Source organism: Corallococcus sp. AB038B, assembly GCF_003668955.1.
Classification (GTDB): Bacteria; Myxococcota; Myxococcia; order Myxococcales; family Myxococcaceae; genus Corallococcus; species Corallococcus exiguus.
In genome coordinates, this window is sequence record NZ_RAWO01000001.1 from 2,422,780 (window position 1) to 2,438,075 (window position 15,296).

At 70.4% G+C, this 15,296-nt stretch carries 14 protein-coding genes; 12 read left to right on the top strand and 2 right to left on the bottom strand.

Features of this window, described 5'->3' with window-relative positions; all coding sequences use genetic code 11:
* Positions 1-1,668 carry an AMP-binding protein gene (locus D7Y04_RS10095; protein ID WP_121759067.1) on the bottom strand — a complete coding sequence of 556 codons (1,668 nt, stop codon included), beginning with the start codon at positions 1,666-1,668 and terminating at the stop codon, positions 1-3.
* 199 nt (positions 1,669-1,867) lie between these two features.
* On the opposite strand from D7Y04_RS10095, the gene D7Y04_RS10100 reads away from it, so the two are divergent.
* The 10 genes from D7Y04_RS10100 to D7Y04_RS10145 all read left to right on the top strand — a co-directional run bounded on the left by D7Y04_RS10100 (position 1,868) and on the right by D7Y04_RS10145 (position 11,455).
* A complete protein-coding gene (locus D7Y04_RS10100) occupies positions 1,868-2,815 on the top strand; it encodes a transketolase (protein WP_120599573.1) in 948 nt (315 codons plus the stop codon).
* Positions 2,812-3,849, top strand: coding sequence for a transketolase family protein (locus D7Y04_RS10105; RefSeq protein WP_120599572.1), 1,038 nt, complete (start codon positions 2,812-2,814; stop codon positions 3,847-3,849). The genes D7Y04_RS10100 and D7Y04_RS10105 overlap by 4 nt, the downstream gene beginning before the upstream one ends.
* Position 3,850: 1 nt before the next feature.
* Positions 3,851-4,054, top strand: coding sequence for a lysine biosynthesis protein LysW (lysW, locus tag D7Y04_RS10110; RefSeq protein ID WP_120599571.1), 204 nt, complete (start codon positions 3,851-3,853; stop codon positions 4,052-4,054).
* Positions 4,055-4,063: 9 nt separating this feature from the next.
* A complete protein-coding gene (locus tag D7Y04_RS10115) occupies positions 4,064-4,918 on the top strand; it encodes a RimK family alpha-L-glutamate ligase (RefSeq protein WP_120599570.1) in 855 nt (284 codons plus the stop codon).
* Positions 4,915-5,958, top strand: coding sequence for an N-acetyl-gamma-glutamyl-phosphate reductase (gene argC, locus D7Y04_RS10120; protein ID WP_120599569.1), 1,044 nt, complete (start codon positions 4,915-4,917; stop codon positions 5,956-5,958). Before D7Y04_RS10115 ends, argC begins: the two co-directional genes overlap by 4 nt.
* Before the next feature lie 45 nt (positions 5,959-6,003).
* The gene (locus D7Y04_RS10125; protein ID WP_120599568.1) at positions 6,004-6,873 is read left to right on the top strand and encodes a family 3 encapsulin nanocompartment shell protein; all 870 of its coding nucleotides are present in this window, start codon (positions 6,004-6,006) and stop codon (positions 6,871-6,873) included.
* Positions 6,873-7,865: a sulfotransferase gene (locus D7Y04_RS10130; protein ID WP_121759068.1), complete on the top strand. Its 993-nt coding sequence runs from the start codon at positions 6,873-6,875 to the stop codon at positions 7,863-7,865. Before D7Y04_RS10125 ends, D7Y04_RS10130 begins: the two co-directional genes overlap by 1 nt.
* An 884-nt stretch (positions 7,866-8,749) precedes the next feature.
* Positions 8,750-9,526, top strand: coding sequence for an SDR family NAD(P)-dependent oxidoreductase (locus D7Y04_RS10135; RefSeq protein ID WP_121759069.1), 777 nt, complete (start codon positions 8,750-8,752; stop codon positions 9,524-9,526).
* The gene (locus tag D7Y04_RS10140; RefSeq protein WP_121759070.1) at positions 9,523-10,392 is read left to right on the top strand and encodes a [LysW]-aminoadipate kinase; all 870 of its coding nucleotides are present in this window, start codon (positions 9,523-9,525) and stop codon (positions 10,390-10,392) included. Before D7Y04_RS10135 ends, D7Y04_RS10140 begins: the two co-directional genes overlap by 4 nt.
* On the top strand, positions 10,379-11,455 hold the full coding sequence (locus D7Y04_RS10145) for a M20/M25/M40 family metallo-hydrolase (protein WP_121759071.1): 1,077 nt from the start codon (positions 10,379-10,381) through the stop codon (positions 11,453-11,455). Before D7Y04_RS10140 ends, D7Y04_RS10145 begins: the two co-directional genes overlap by 14 nt.
* 4 nt (positions 11,456-11,459) lie before the next feature.
* Here the strand turns inward: D7Y04_RS10145 and D7Y04_RS10150 are convergent, their stop codons facing one another.
* Positions 11,460-12,695, bottom strand: a complete 1,236-nt coding sequence (locus D7Y04_RS10150; RefSeq protein ID WP_121759072.1) for an MFS transporter — start codon at positions 12,693-12,695, stop codon at positions 11,460-11,462.
* A gap of 99 nt (positions 12,696-12,794) precedes the next feature.
* Between D7Y04_RS10150 and D7Y04_RS10155 the strand changes: the two genes are divergently transcribed.
* Together D7Y04_RS10155 and D7Y04_RS10160 are read left to right on the top strand one after the other, a co-directional pair.
* The gene (locus D7Y04_RS10155) at positions 12,795-13,721 is read left to right on the top strand and encodes an RluA family pseudouridine synthase (RefSeq protein WP_121759073.1); all 927 of its coding nucleotides are present in this window, start codon (positions 12,795-12,797) and stop codon (positions 13,719-13,721) included.
* A 52-nt stretch (positions 13,722-13,773) separates the two neighbouring features.
* The gene (locus tag D7Y04_RS10160) at positions 13,774-15,279 is read left to right on the top strand and encodes a putative metal-binding motif-containing protein (protein WP_147477072.1); all 1,506 of its coding nucleotides are present in this window, start codon (positions 13,774-13,776) and stop codon (positions 15,277-15,279) included.
* The last annotated feature ends 17 nt before the right edge of the window (positions 15,280-15,296 follow it).

Below are 15,296 nucleotides of genomic sequence, written 5' to 3' on the forward strand. Positions count from 1 at the left end.
TCACGCGGGCTTCAGCCTGTCGCGCAGCAGATACTTGCGCACCTTGCCGGTGGCCGTCTTGGGCATCTCGTCGATGAGGTCCAGGCGGTCCGGCCAGTACTGGTTGGACATGCCCTGCTGCTTGAGGTGGTCGCGCAGTTCGTTGAGCGTGGGCGGGGCCTCTCCCTCGCGCACCACGACGACGGCGCACACCCGCTCGCCGCCAATCTTGTCGTCCGAGTGCGCGACGACCGCGACCTCCTTCACCTTCGGGTGCGAGTACAGCGCGGATTCCACCTCCACCACGGGGATCTTGTACCCGTACCGGAAGATGACGTCCTTCAGCCGCCCCACGATGCGGATGCCGCCCCGCCCGTCGTCGCGCGCCAGGTCGCCCGTGTCGAACCAGCCCTCCGCGTCCGTTGCCGCGGCGTACACGTCGTCGCGCTTGAAGTAGGTGAGGCACTGGCTGGCGCCTCGCACCATCAGCCGCCCCGTCCCATCCGGATACGGCGTGCCGTCCTCCGCGAGCGCGGGGACGATCTTCGTCTCCATCCACGCCACCGCGCGCCCGTCGCTCTGGCTGGGCCAGTCCGGCGCATCTTCATGCCGGGTGATGGTGACCGCGCCGTTCTCCGTCATGCCCCACAGCGTGTGCAGCCGCACGCCGAACACCTCGCGCACCGCCGCGATGAGGTGCGGCGGCACCGGGATGGAGCCCGTGGCCAGCTGCCGGAGCGAGGAGGTGTTCCGCTGGCGCTTTCGCTGCAACGCGATGAGGTTCATCAGGTACGTGGGAATGCCGTACGTGAACGTGACGCCGTGCTCCTCGAAGAGCTTGAGCGTCAGCTCCGGGTCGCCCACGTCCATGTAGATGGCCGTGGCCCCCAGGAGCATGGGCATCAGGTACGAGTACGTGAACCCCGTGGACGCCGTCAGCAGCGACGGCAGCGCCACCACGTCCGTCCCGTCGATGCCCAGCGTGTCGCACAGCGCGCGCGTGATGCCGTAGTTCGTGTTGTGCGAGTGCACCACGCCCTTCGGCTCGCCCGTGGTGCCGGACGTGTAGAGGATGTTGCACACGTCGTCCGCGGCCGCCGGCGCCACGCCCTCCAGCGACGCTTCCTTCTCCCACTCGCGCTCGATGAAGTGGCGCTCGAAGTCCCGCTCGCCCGCCTGGAGGTCGGTGTTGCTGCCCAGCAGCACCCGGTGGCGCAGGGACGGCAGCACCCCCGCGATGTCGCGCGCCATGTCCCGGTGTGAGTGCCCCGTCCATGACGTGGGGCCCACGTACACGGAGGCCTCCGTGCGCCCGAGGATGAACTCCACCTCGCGCCGCCGGTAGTCAGGCGGAATGGGCGCGATGACCGCCCCCAACCTCGCGCACGCCAGCGCCAGCGCCGTGAAGTGCCACCCGTTGGGCAGCTGCACCGCGACGATGTCCTCGCGCCCCACGCCCAGGTCGCGCAGGCCCAGCGCGAACCGGTCCATGTAGCGCGCCAGCTCCGCGTACGTCAGCCGCGTGATGTCCTTGGAAAAATACCGTGCGGCGATGATCGCGGTCTTGTCCGGGTGCGCCTGGACGCAGCGACGCAGATCGTCAACCACCGTGGTGTCACGCCACCAACCCTTTCGGCGGTACTCCGAACCCTTCTCCAATGCCGCTGCGTTATGGAAACGCTGCCCCATGCGAAGGTCTCCTCCGAGTGACGCGAAACCGGGGAATGCCGAGCCTGCCGCGCGTGTAACACCGCGAGATTACCGGGCAAGGCGGTTTTTTCTCGTACGTCCATATCTTAAGAAAATCCGCGTTGACGGCGCATGATGCGATTTCCTAGGGTGTCTCACAACAGCCGGATTCCGGGGCTGTAACAGCGACGCTACGGGCATGACTTTCTCGGCGAATCCAACGACCCCCGGGCTGTCGCGCGACGCGCGGACGCCAGATGAACCCACGGCCTCCGGTGGCCCGGTGGTGCCTGCCCGCACCAGTGACGGGGCTGCGGGCGCCGCGTCGGATGCGGGGCTGACGTTGCTGCCCCGGAGGGCCCTGCGGATCCGGCGGACCATCGTGCGGCTGGCGGCGACACCGTCGGGCTGTCACCTGGGCGGCTCGCTGTCGATGGTGGAGATTCTGGTGGCGCTGCTGGGCCGGGTGATGCGCGTGGATCCGCGCGCGCCGAAGTCACCGGAGCGCGACCACCTCATCCTGTCCAAGGGGCACGCGGCGGCGGGGCTCTACGCGGCGCTGGCGGAGTTCGGCTTCGTGGACGTGGAGACGCTGGTGCGCGAGTACAACGCGGACGGCAGCATCTTCACCGGCCACGTGAACGCGGCGGTGCCGGGCGTGGAGTTCGCCACCGGCAGCCTGGGCCACGGGCTGGGGCTGGGCGTGGGGCTGACGCTCGGGCACGTGCTGCGCGGGGAGCCCAACCGCACCTTCGTCGTCTGCGGCGACGGAGAGATGGGCGAGGGCTCCAACTGGGAAGCGCTCCAGGTGGCGTCGCACCGCAAGCTCACGGGCCTGACGCTGATCATCGACCGCAACGGCGGACAGAACGACGGCCCCACCGAATCCATCCTGTCGCAGGAGGCGTTGGTGCAGAGGCTGGACGCGTTCGGCTTCCAGTCGCTGGAGGTGGACGGGCACGACCTGCCCGCATTGGTGGCCGCGCTGGAGGCGCCTGTCGTGGGCGGACGTCCGCGCGCCATCGTCGCGCGGACGCGCAAGGGCGCGGGCGTGCCGATGCTCAAGGGCAAGGGGCCGCACTACGCGGTGTTCTCGCCGGAGCACCTGCGCCGGGCGCTCGCGTCGCTGGGGGAGGACGGCCAGTGAGCGCGTCGCTCGAGTCGACGGTGGACCTGGCCCGGACGCCGGAGGCGTGGCTCGCCGCGCACCCGGAGCTGTCCAGCCGGCTGGTGTTCCGGCACGCGGCGGCGCGCTTCGCGGAGGAGGACGCGCGCGTCGTCTTCCTGGAGGCGGACCTGGGCGGCGGAGGTGATCCGTTCGAGTCGCGCCACCCCCAGCGCTACTTCAACCTGGGCATCTGCGAGGCCACCATGCTGGACATGGCGTGTGGCCTGGCGCACGGCGGACACACCGTCATCGCGCACAGCTTCGCGGCGTTCGGCGTGATGCGCGCGTGCGAGCAGGTGCGGCTGAACCTGGCCTATGCGCGCGCCAACGTGAAGCTGGTGTGCGACTACGGCGGCGTGGCGGGCGCCTTCTTCGGCCCCACGCACCACGCCATCGAAGACCTGGCCGTGCTGCGCGCGATGCCCAACCTCACCGTGGTGTCGCCCGCGGACGGCCTGGAGACGGTGCACGCCACGCGCGCGATGCTCCAGCACGACGGGCCGGTGTACCTGCGGCTGGGCCGCAACCGCGTCACCCGGCTGGACGTTCCGCGCCCGCCGTTCGAGCTGGGCCGCGCCGCGCTCCTGCGCGAGGGCGACGACGTGGGACTTCTGGCGCACGGCGAAGTGGGCGTGTCCGTGGCGCTGGATGCGGCGAAGCTCCTGGATGCACAAGGTGTCTCCGCGCGCGTGCTCAACGTGCACACGCTGAAGCCGTTGGACGAGGAGGCGGTGCGCGAGACGGCGGCGCGCACGCGGCTCCTGGTGACGGTGGAGGAGCACAACGTGCTGGGCGGACTGGGCAGCGCGGTGTGCGAGACCGTGTGCTCGCTGGATTTGCAGCGGCGCGTGCTGCGTGTGGGCTTGCAGGACCGGTACGACTCGCGCGCCGGTTCGCACGAGGCGTTGCTCAAGGGCCATGGGCTGGAGGGCGGGCAGGTGGCCGAGCGCATCCTGGGAGTGCTCCCAAGAACCCCGGTGTTTGTCGTGGAATCCGCAATGAGGAGGGACTGACATGCAGGTCCAGAACCCGAACCCGATGACGCAGTCCGTGCCGCCGGAGCAGTGCCCGCTGTGCGCGCAGCCGGTGCCGGGCGGCAACCGGATGGTGGGCGAGGTGCTCTCCTGTGACGGCTGTTCCGCCGAGCTGGAGGTGGTGGGCGTGAACCCTCTGCGGCTCGAGGAAGCACCCGAGGTCGAGGAAGACTGGGGGGAGTAGCCCCGCGCCATGCGCAAGGTCGACCTCGTCTATACGCGCGTGCGCACCGAGGAGAAGCTCCTCCTCGAGGCGCTGCGCAGGCGCGACTGCGCCGTCAACCTGGTGCAGGACTCCGGGATGGTGCTGTCCATGGACCGGCAGCGCGTCACCGAGGCCGACACCGTGTTGATGCGCAGCATGTCCTTCACGCGTGCGCGCTACCTGGCCACGTTCCTGGAGATGAAGGGGCTGCGCGTGCTCAACAGCGCGAGGACCATCTCCCTGTGCGGGGACAAGGCGCTCACCAGCGCCGCGCTGGCCGCGAAGGGCGTGCCCATGCCGTGGTCCTTCGTGGCCTTCGACGAGGACGCGTGCCTGGAGGCGATTGAGAAGAAGGGCTACCCGGTGGTGACCAAGCCCGTGCTGGGCAGCTGGGGCCGGATGGTGGCCCGGTTGGATTCGCGCTCCGCCGCGGAAGGCGTGCTGTCCACGCGCTTCGGCACCGGCGGCGCGCAGGACCACGTGGCGCTGGTGCAGGAGTACGTGGACAAGCCGGGCTACGACCTGCGCGTCTACGTCATCGGCCGCGCGGTGGGGGGCCTCAGGCGGCGCTCCGAGCATTGGATCACCAACACCGCGCGAGGCGCCGTGCCGGAGCGCTACGAGGTGCCGGTGGTGCACGCGAAGCTGGCGGAGGCCGCGGCGGAGGCGGTGGGCGGGGACATGGTGGCGGTGGACCTGCTGGAGACGCGCGGCGGCGACATCTACGTCAACGAAATCAACCACTGCGTGGAGTTCGCGCGCAGCATCGATGAGACGAACGTCCCGCTGCCGGACCTCATCGCGGAGTACGTCGCCTCTGGAGCCGGAGGAGCCCGGCGATGAGCGTGCGCGTGGCGGTGCTGGGAGCCGCGGGCTACACCGGCGGCGAGGTGCTGCGCCTGTTGCTCGCGCACCCGGCCGTGGAGGTGGTGCAGGCCACCTCCGGCCAGTTCGCCGGCAAGCGCCTGGACTTCCCGCATCCGCACCTGCGCGGAGTGGGGACGCTGCGCTACACGCCGCACGACGCGCTGGAGCCCTGCGACGTGCTGGTGAGCTGCATGCCTCAAGGCGAGCTGCTCCAGCGCTGGCCGAAGGTGTCGCGGTTGGCGGAGCGGGTGGTGGACCTGAGCGCGGACTTCCGCCTGGACGCCGCGGGGCACGCGCGCTGGTACGGCAAGCACCCGCGCCCGGATGACGTGCCCGCGTTCGTCTACGGACTTCCGGAGTGGATGGGCGAAGCGCTGACGAATGCGCGCCACGTCGCGGTGCCCGGCTGCATGGCTCACGCGGGATTGTTGGCGCTGCTGCCGCTCCTGCACGCGGGGCTGGTGCGTCCGGACGTGCTGGTGGTGGACGCGAAGACGGGCTCGTCTGGAGGTGGCTCCACGCCAGACCGCTCCTCGCACCACCCGGAGCGGGCGAACGCGCTGCGCTGCTACAAGCCGGTGGGCCACCGGCACACGGGCGAGTTGGAGGGCGTGGTGGCGCGCGTCACCGGACAGCAGCCCACCATCCACTTCAGCGCCACGGCGGTGCCGGGCGTGCGGGGCATCCTCGCGACGGTGCACGCGTTCGCGGCGCGACCGGTGGAGGAGTCGGAGGTGGTGCGCGCCATCGCCACGCGCTACCGCGAGAAGCCCTTCGTGCGGCTGCTGCGCCCCAGCGCATCCCTGTCTCCGTTCCCGGAGCCCGGGCCGCTCCTGGGCACGAACCACTGTGACTTGTCGGTGGACGTGGACGCGGAGCGGGGCCGCATCGTGGTGAACGCGGCCATCGACAACCTGGTGAAAGGTGCCGCCGGCACGGCGGTGCATGCGCTGAACCTGATGCTGGGTCGCCCGGAGACGGAAGGGCTGGGCTTCCGCGGCCTGCATCCGCTCTAGACCGCTGTCTGACTCCCGCTTTTTGACTCCGAGGAGCCTCACCCCATGAGCATCCTGAGCACGAAATCGAAGGCGGACGCGACGCTGTCCCCCGGCGCGGCGTTCGCGGCGGCGGTCCAGAAGCACGGCACGCAGGCGCACGTGGACTACGACAACTCCATCGTGGACGCGTTCCCCGGCTTCAAGCGCCGTCCGCGCATCGCGGTGCGCGGCATGTTCAAGACGGCCAAGGCCGAGCGCGACCCTGTCCCCTTCTGGTACGAGACGCACCCCCAGGCGAAGCCCACCGGGCCGGTGCAGGACGTGGACCTGCGCCCGGAAGCGGGCTTCGAGTTCCACCAGGACACGCAGGCGCTCAAGCCCACGCGCGCGTGGATTCAAGTGCCGCGCAACCTGCTGGAGGATTCCCAGTCGCTGGCGCAGTTCATCGACTTCCGGCTGCTGGTGCGCCTGAACACGGCGGAGAACCAGGCGCTGTGCATCGGCAAGGGCGGGGACGGCGTGCGGGGCCTGCTGCACACGCCGGGTATCGTGCGGCTGCCGGCGAAGAAGAACGCGGTGGCCTCGCTGCTCAACGCCTGTGCGCAGGTGGAGCAGATGGGCGGATCCGCGGACGGCATCGTCATCAACTCGTTGGACTTCTACGAGCACCTGGTGGGCCAGCAGTCGCTCCTGTCGGACCTGGCCGCCATGGGCATCCGCCTGTGCCGCACGCGCATGGTGAACCCGGGCACCATCATCGTGGGGGATTTCACCGCCGCGGCGACGCTGTATGACAGCCAGCGCTCGGTCATCCGTTTCGCGGAGCCGCCGCCGGGCATCTTCCCGCGCGAGGGACTGGCCGCCTACGGCGAGGTCTACACGACGCTCGCGGTGCACCTGCCCACCCACTTCTTCGTGGCGTCGCTGACCTGATGGCCTCCGCGAGCGCGAAGGGCGAGGCCGCGCAGCTCACGGTCCTCTACATCACCGGCTGGTGCCGCAGCGGCAGCACCATCCTGGGCAACGTCCTCAACGAGGTGCCGGGCTTCTTCCATGTGGGGGAGCTGAGCTTCTTGTGGAAGAACGCGTACGGGAACGGCTCCAACACGTTGTGTGGCTGCGGCCAGCAACTGTTGGAGTGCGGCATCTGGAACACGGTGCTGACCTCCGACGTGCCGGCGGGTCTGACGCCGCGCGCGCATGCGGCGGAGGTGGTGCTCAGGCAGCAGGCCGCCGTGCGCACGCGGCACACGCTGCGGGTGCTGGACGAGGCGGGGGATTCGCACGCGCTCCAATCGCACGCGGACTTCCTCGCGCGGACGTACCGCACCATCGCGAGGGCGACGGGGAGCACGGTGCTGGTGGACAGCGGGAAGTTCCCGTCCGAGGCGGCGCTGCTGCCGCGAGTGGAGGGCATCCGGCCGCTGTACCTGCACCTGGTCCGCGACCCGCGCGCGGTGACGCACTCGTGGACGAAGACGAAGCAGTACGTCGTCCCCATGTCCGCCGCGCGCAGCACTGCGTACTGGCTGGGCTTCAACGCCGCGTCGGAGGAGGTGACGCGGAGGTTCCCGGCCCAGTCGCTCTTCCTGCGCTACGAGGACTTCATCGCCGCGCCGGACCGCGCCGTGGACACGGTGCTGGACCTGGCGGGCGTGCCGCGCGCGCAGAACCCGGTGAAGGGGCGCACGGTGATGCTGGGGAAGAACCACACGGTTACCGGCAACCCGGACCGTTTCCGCAGTGGACCCACGCTCCTGCGCGGCGAGGACGACGCGTGGAAGGGGGAACTGGCCTCCGGAGCGAAGGCGCTCACCGTGGCGCTCGCGTGGCCGCTGATGGCGAAGTACGGGTACTTCAGAGGATCACGGCGAGCTCCCGTCGGAGGGGCCGCGCCGGGTGCGGGCGCGGAGCCCCGTTCCTGAGCCTCCGGACATGACCCCTGTCCTTGCGGATGCGAAGGCGAGAGTCCGGCCAGCCCCCCGTCGGAGGCGCACCGAAAAAACCTGTCCGACAGTCGGACAGGTTCTAGAGAACCGAGGCCCGGGACCTCGTCCCGCCCGAGCCGAGAAAACCTGTCGGACAGTCGGACAGGTTCTGAAGAACCGAGGCCCGGGACCTCGTCCCGCCCGAGCCGAGAAAACCTGTCGGACAGTCGGACCGATTTGGGAGAGCCGGGGCCCGGGACCTCGTCCCGCTCGAGCCGAGGAATCCAGTCCGACAGTCGGACAGGTTTGGAGAACCAAGTACTTGAGGGCTGCCGCCCCAACTGGGCCGCAGGAAACCTGTCGGACAGGTCTTGGAGAACCGTGGTTGGAGGCTGCCGGTTCATCCGGGCAGCGGAAAACCTGTCGGACAGTCGGACAGGTTCTGGCGCACCGCAGCCGGGGGGCCATCGGTCCATCTGGGGCACGGAACCTGTCGGACAGTCGGACAGGTTTGGGCCGTGCCGGGCCGGAGGAGCGCAGGGCTGTCCGGGATGCTTGCGGGCCGTGCCTCGGCGCGGGTGGGCTCCCGAGGGACGGCCGGGCAGGGTTGGGGACAGGGCTCCCTCAACATGGCTCCGTCCGGCGCGACGTGGCCGGGATGGCGTCTGGGGCATGCCGCGACGGGCCATTCGTCGGCGCTGGGCCTGGTCGGAGATGACGTGTGCCGGGCGGGTTCGGTGGGGGGCGGGTCGTGGTGCGGTCGGTGGAGCGGGTGTCGTGCGGGGCTGGGCTGGAATGACTCGACCCGCGCAGGTGCGGTTCAGTGACGTGCGGTGTGCTCGTTTGGCGGCGACCGTGCGCCAACTTCTGGAGGGACGCGGATGGAACTGGGACTCGCCAACAAGGTCGCGCTCGTCGCTGGTGGCTCCAGCGGGCTGGGGCTCGCTGTCGCGGAGGAGCTGGCGAAGGAGGGCGCGCATGTCGCCATCGGTGCTCGGGACTCGGACCGGCTGGCCCAGGCGGAGGCTCGGCTCAAGTCCGTGGCCCGGGGCGGCCGGGTGCTGGCGACTCGCGTGGACGTGAAGGACGACGCAGATGTGCGCCGCTGGGTGGATGACGTGGTGGCGAAGCTGGGCGCGCTGCACGTCGTCGTCACCAACAGCGGCGGTCCTCCTCCGGGCCCGGCCTCCACCTTTGGCGTGGATGCGTACCGGAGCGCTTCGGATGCGGTGCTGCTTCCGCCCATTTCCCTGGCGCTCGCGGCGCTCCCTCACCTGAAGAAGGCCGGATGGGGACGCCTGCTGTTCATCACCTCGGAGACGGTGCACCGGCCGGTGGCCCGCTTCGCGCTGTCCGGCTTCGCTCGCATGGGCATTGTCGGCTTCTCCGCCGCGCTGGTGCAGGAGCTGGGCGACGCGGGCATCACCGTCAATGTGCTGGCGCCGGGCTACATGCGCACGCCTCCGGTGGAGCGCACCGCGGGTAGCGCAGGTGACGTGGAGGCGGGCCTTCGTGCCATGGGCGCGCACATTCCGCTCAAGCGCGTGGGGCTCCCGGAGGAGTTCGCCGCTGCTGCCGTGTTCCTCGCCAGCGAGCGCGCTTCCTTCATCACCGGCACCGTGCAACTCGTGGACGGTGGCGCGAGCGTCATCGGATGAGCGCCACCTCCGACGCCTCGCCCCGCCGTCCCGTCGTCGTGAAGATTGGCGGCGCGGCGGGCGTGGACCTGGAGAACGTCTGCTCGGACGTCGTGGAACTCGTCCGCCAGGGTGAGCGCGTCGTCGTCGTCAACGGAGGCTCGGAGGCGGGTGAGCGGCTCCTGGGCTCGCTGGGCATGGCGCGCCCGGAGGCCACCACCGCGAACGGCAACGTCGTGCGCCTCACCTACGCGCCCACCCTGCGCGCGCTCACCATGGCGTGGGTGGGCGAGGTCAACAAGGCCGTGGTGCTGGCGCTGCTCGCGAAGGGCGTTACCGCGCTGGGCTTGTGTGGCGCGGACGGCCGCGTGCTCGCCGCGCGTCGCCGGCCACCGCTCAAATTGCAGGACGCCGATGGGCGGATGCGCATCGACCGCGAGCACCTGGCCGGTGAGGTCTCCTCAGTGAACGCGGCGCTCCTGGGCACGCTGCTGGATGGCGGCTATGTGCCCGTCGTGTGTCCTCCCGCGGTGACGGAGGACGGCGTGCTCGTGAACGTCGACGCGGACCACGTGGCGTCGTCCATCTCGGCGGCGCTGGGCGCGAAGGCCCTGGTCATCCTGTCCAACGTGCCGGGGCTGCTCGCGGATCCGAAGGACCCCGCATCGCTGGTGCGCTCCAGCGACGACGTGGAGGGCTGCATGCCGCTGGCGGGCGGACGCATGCGCTACAAGCTGGAGGCCGTGCGCCGGGCGCTGCAGGGCGGAGTCCCTGCCGCTTACGTGAGCGCGTCGCGCGTGGCACGGCCGGTGTTCTCCGCGCTGGAGGAGGCGGGCGGAACGAAGTTCACCCTTCGCGATGGAGGCAGGGCGGATGCGGGCGCGTGAGCCGGGCGTCGACTTGTTGCGGTGGATGGTGGAGCAGTACAGCCCCAGCCACCAGGAGGCCTCCTTCGCAGGCGCGCTGGTGGAGCGGCTGGGCACACGCGGCTGGCGGGCGCACACCGACGCCGTGGGCAACGCCGTCGCTCGCTACGGGGACGGGGACACCGTCATCGCGTTCCTGGGACACATCGACACCGTGCCCGGCGAAGTGCCCGTGCGGCTGGAGGGCCAGAAGCTCTACGGCCGAGGCGCTGTGGACGCGAAGGGCCCGCTGTGCGCGTTCATCGAAGCCGTGGAGCTGCTGGACGACTCGGAGCGCGCCGGCAAGCAGTTCCTGCTCCTGGGCTGCGTGGAGGAGGAGGTCGCCATCACTCGCGGCGCCCTGCATGTGCGCGACCAGTACGCTCCGGACTTCGTCATCAACGGCGAGCCCAGCGGCGCGCACGCGGTGACCATCGGCTACAAGGGACTGCTGCGCCTGGACCTGGAGCACCGCGCCAGCCGCCGCCACACCGCGAGCCGCGACTACCGCGCCGCCGCCGAGCACGTCATCGACGCGTGGAACGCCCTCAAGCGCCTGTGTGACGACTGGAACCGCGAGCGCCCGTCCCTCTTCGAGCAGAACCTGCCCTCCCTCAACGCCTTCCACACCGGCGCCACGGAGACGGAGGAGTGGGCCACGGCCGCGGTGAGCATCCGCACCGGCCCGTCCACGGACACCGACGCCCTGCTCGCGGCGCTGGCCACCGTGCCCACCGTGACGGTGCGCACCGTGGCTCGGAAGAACGCTGTGTCCACCAATGGCAACGACGCGCTCTCCCGCGTCTTCAAGCAGGCCATCCGCGAGCGCGGCGTGAAGCCCACGCTGCGCCTGAAGACGGGCACGTCCGACTGGAACACCGTGGCCTCCACGTGGGCCGTGCCTACCGTGGCGTACGGCCCCGGCGACGCGGCGTTGGACCACACGCCCAACGAGCACATCGACCTGCCGGAGTACGAGGAGGGCGTCGCGGTGCTCGCGCGCGTGCTGGCGCTCCTTCCGGTGAAGGGGACCGCGGGAGGCTGAAGGCTCAGGTGCCCAGCGCGGCCAGGCCCCGGGCGCGCAGGGTCCGCATCCCCACCACGATGCCGAAGAAGAGCAGGGCACAGCCCGCGGTGATGGGACGCACGCCCACGTGGTCTGACAGCGCGCCTTGTCCCCAGACGCCCAGGATGTAGCCCGCGTTCACCAGGAGCAGGAACAGGCTGCTCACGCGCGCCTGCAGCTCCGGCGGCGTGCGCGCCTGGCACACCGTCTTCAGGCCCGTGAAGGCGACCAGGTACACCGCGCCCAGGATGAACAGCGTCACCAGGGCCACTGGCAGCGACGGAGACAGCCAGTACGCGGCGGAGCACAGCCCCACGAGCAGCAGCGCCGCCTCCAGGAAGGCCTGCCGCCCCATCCGCGCGACGAGGGCTCCGGAGCCGAACGCCGCGATGACCGCGCCCGTTCCCTGCGCCGTGAGCAGCATGGACGTGGTGGTCGCGTCCCCACCCAGCACCTTCAGCGCGAACACCGGCACCAGGCCCACGAAGGGCGAGATGAGCAGCCCCACCAACGCCCCGGAGCCCAGCGCGAGCGCGATGCCTGGATCCGTCCACGCCAGGCGCACGCCGCGCATGATGCCGTCCCACAGCGCCTCCACCTTGGGCGGCAGGGTGCTCGCCGCGCCGCGCATCCCCGCGAGCGCCAGCAGCACGGCGAGGAAGGACAGCGTGTTGACGAACAGCGCCCCCTCGATGCCCACCTTCGTCAGCACGAGCGCGGCCAGCACGGGCCCGATGATGCGACCCAGGTTGAACTGCGCCGAGTCCAGGCTGAGCGCGTTGTGCAGGTCCTCCTTGGGCACCACGGCCACGGTGAGCGCCGTGGCGCAGGGGATGACCAGCGTGCTGAACGCGCCGTTGAGCAGCGAGAGGACCGCCACCCACGGCACCGACAGGTTGTCCGTGCCAGCCAGCACCGTGAGCAGCGCGGCCAACAGCGCCTGCATGCACACGCACACGGCCATGAAGGTGCGCCGGTCGAAGCGGTCCGCGAGCGCACCCCCCAGCGGCGCGAGCACCAACGAAGGCAGGTGCGTCAGCGCGGCGACTCCGCCTGTCCATGCGGCCTGGCCCGTCACCTGCGTGACGTAGACCCCCAGGGCCACGGACTCCATCCACGTGCCGATGTTGGACACGAGCGTGCCCAACCAGAGAAGGGTGAAGTCGCGATGAGACAGGGCCCGGGCGGAGCCCGAACGGGAGAACAGGGAGGTGGCCACGGAGACACTCCTTCTACTGCGCGTCCCTGACGCATGCTCGGTGGGCGCACGCCTACACGGTGGTTGACTCCCTGCCTGCCTTGGGAGACGGGGAAAGACATGACGCGGCTCAAGGTTCTCGTGGTTCCCCGGGAGATTGCCGGCGAGCGGCTCGACCGGTTCCTGACGAAGCACGTCCCGGGCCTTACGCCGGAGCGGGCCCGGGCGATGCTGGACGCAGGACGCGTGCGCATCCGGGGCAAGAAGGCGCAGGCCACGCGCAAGCTGTGGGGCGGCGAGGAGCTCACCCTGGAGACGCCGGAGCCCCGGCCGTCGCCGCATGCCTCATCGGAAGGCCCGGAGCTGCCGGTGCTGTACGACGACGCGGCGCTCGTCATCGTGGCCAAACCGCCGGGGCTGGTGGTGGAGCCGGAGGGGCGAGCGGCGTCGGTGGTGGGGCTGCTCGCGGCGCGGTGCCCGCCATTCGACGTGGAGGGCGTGGTCCAGCCGGGCGTGGTGCACCGGTTGGACCGTGAGACGAGCGGATGTCTGGCATTGGCCCGGACGGATGACGCGGTGGCGGCGCTCCTGAAGGCGTTCCAGGAGAAGCGCGTGGACAAGCGCTACCAGACGCTGGTGCTCGGGCGTCCGCCGGACACGGGGCACCTGGAAGGACCGTACGCGAGGGACCCGAAGGATCCGCGCCGCTTCACGACCCGTGTGCCCTCCGCTCGCCGGGCGGCACTGACATTCACGGTGCGCGAGCGGTTCCGGGAGGGAGCGCTCCTGGACATCGACCTGGACACGGGGCGCACGCATCAGATCCGCGTGCAGTTGTCGGAGGCCGGGTTCCCGGTGCTGGGGGACTCGCTCTACGGCACGGAGGAGGCGCGCAAGCATCCGGCGGCGCTCGCGGTGGGGCGGCAGGCCCTGCACGCGTGGCGGCTGGAGGTGCCGTCCTCCGCGACGGGCCAGCTCATCCAGGTGGAGTCGCCGCTGCCGGAGGACTTCCTGCGGGGGCTCACGGTGCTGCGCGGGGGTGCGTGATACCGTTTCGGCACTGGGACCTGTCGGATCAGGGCAGCACGAAGAGGGGAACATGCATTCGCGGATGAAGTTGTGGGGAAGCCTGTCGTTGGTGGTGGCCCTGTTGGTTTCGGGCTGTGGATCCTCCACGAGCCCGTCGGGCCCCGAGCAGGATGCCGGCACGCAGGTGGATGCCGGGACGGATGCGGGCACCTCGGGTGACGCGGGCGTCGCGGACGCGGGAACGGTGGACAGCGGCGTCCCGGAAGGCGCGCCCTGCGAGAAGACCCAGGGCGTGTGCGCGGGAGCGAAGCGGGCGTGGGTGGACGGTGCCTACGAGCCCGTGTGCACGGCGCGCTCCTATGGCGCGGACTACGAGGCGTCGGAGATGCGCTGCGACGGCCTGGACAACGACTGCGACGGCGTGACGGATCCGACGACGTGGGCGGATGCCGCGCCGTTGCAGTGGGCTCCTGATGACCGATGGGCGGACAGCCTGCCCGTGCAAGGAGGCTTCCTGTTCGTCTCCTCCAACGGCCTGTCGGCCATCGAGATGCTCCGGCTCGATGCATCCCTGACCTTGAAGGGCTCGGCGACCCTGTCGCTGTCGCCCGCGCCCATTCGCGTGTCCAGGACGCAGTTGTTGCGGACCGCTCGCGGGCCGGCGCTCTTCTCCATCGTCGTGTACTCAGAGCCGAGCTACTTCACCCGGGGGAGCCTCGTGCAACTGGATGAGCTGGGCGCTCCCGTCGGAGAGAGCGTCGTCCTCTTCGAAGGGCCCTACACCTGGGCGAATGGACACGTGGCCCCCTCCCTGGATGGCGAGCGGCTCGCGGTGATCTGGACGTGGGACCTCGCCGGTGCCCGCGAGGTGCAGGGCATGACCGTGGACCCCGCCGGCCAGGTCCTGGCGGCTCCCCGCGTGCTGCACCAGTCGGACTCGCTGGATCTCTCCGCGGCGGAGGTGCTGGCCCTGGGGGATGGCGGGTTCCTGGTGAAGACGAACGAGAACAAGGCGGGCTCGTTCGATGACACGCGCGTCTGGCTGCAGCGTTACGACCGCGAGCTCCTGTCCGTGGGAGACGAGCGCATCCTCACCGTGAAGTACGCGGCTGCTCCCAGGCTGATGCTGACGGCTCCCATGGAAGAGGGCGGCGCGGGCGAGCCGACGCTGCTCTACCGGGAGCCGAATGGACTCACTCCCCAGTTCTTCCAGGTGCGGTCCCTCTTCAACCAGGGCATGGCGGAGAGCCTGACCGCGACGAAGCAGAGCCAGACCGCCCTGTTCGGCGCGACGATGACCTCGCGGGGACTTCAGTTGGCGTGGCTCTCCATGCTCTTCGTTCCCAACCCCGGCGGGGATGCCGCCTTCGGTGTCGAAGGGCGGCTCTGGGGGCGGAGCCCGACCGGCGTCGTGAAGGATTGGACTCCCGGCACTGCGTCCATGCCCATGAACGGCACCTCGTCATGGGTGAGGCTGCATGAGCTGGCGGGGCATCAGCTGGGGGCGCTCACGATGACCGCCACGGACAGTCCCCGGAGCTACACCCTGCGTTCGCTGCGCTACTGCGCGCCTTGATGCGAGGGAATATGCAT

Bases quoted from the DNA above. Each gene is read 5' to 3' on its own strand.
- D7Y04_RS10095 (WP_121759067.1), bottom strand. From the start codon at position 1,668: ATGGGGCAGCGTTTCCATAACGCAGCGGCATTGGAGAAGGGTTCGGAG.
- D7Y04_RS10100 (WP_120599573.1), top strand. From the start codon at position 1,868: ATGACTTTCTCGGCGAATCCAACGACCCCCGGGCTGTCGCGCGACGCG.
- lysW (WP_120599571.1), top strand. From the start codon at position 3,851: ATGCAGGTCCAGAACCCGAACCCGATGACGCAGTCCGTGCCGCCGGAG.
- D7Y04_RS10115 (WP_120599570.1), top strand. From the start codon at position 4,064: ATGCGCAAGGTCGACCTCGTCTATACGCGCGTGCGCACCGAGGAGAAG.
- argC (WP_120599569.1), top strand. From the start codon at position 4,915: ATGAGCGTGCGCGTGGCGGTGCTGGGAGCCGCGGGCTACACCGGCGGC.
- D7Y04_RS10125 (WP_120599568.1), top strand. From the start codon at position 6,004: ATGAGCATCCTGAGCACGAAATCGAAGGCGGACGCGACGCTGTCCCCC.
- D7Y04_RS10130 (WP_121759068.1), top strand. From the start codon at position 6,873: ATGGCCTCCGCGAGCGCGAAGGGCGAGGCCGCGCAGCTCACGGTCCTC.
- D7Y04_RS10135 (WP_121759069.1), top strand. From the start codon at position 8,750: ATGGAACTGGGACTCGCCAACAAGGTCGCGCTCGTCGCTGGTGGCTCC.
- D7Y04_RS10140 (WP_121759070.1), top strand. From the start codon at position 9,523: ATGAGCGCCACCTCCGACGCCTCGCCCCGCCGTCCCGTCGTCGTGAAG.
- D7Y04_RS10145 (WP_121759071.1), top strand. From the start codon at position 10,379: ATGCGGGCGCGTGAGCCGGGCGTCGACTTGTTGCGGTGGATGGTGGAG.
- D7Y04_RS10155 (WP_121759073.1), top strand. From the start codon at position 12,795: ATGACGCGGCTCAAGGTTCTCGTGGTTCCCCGGGAGATTGCCGGCGAG.
- D7Y04_RS10160 (WP_147477072.1), top strand. From the start codon at position 13,774: ATGCATTCGCGGATGAAGTTGTGGGGAAGCCTGTCGTTGGTGGTGGCC.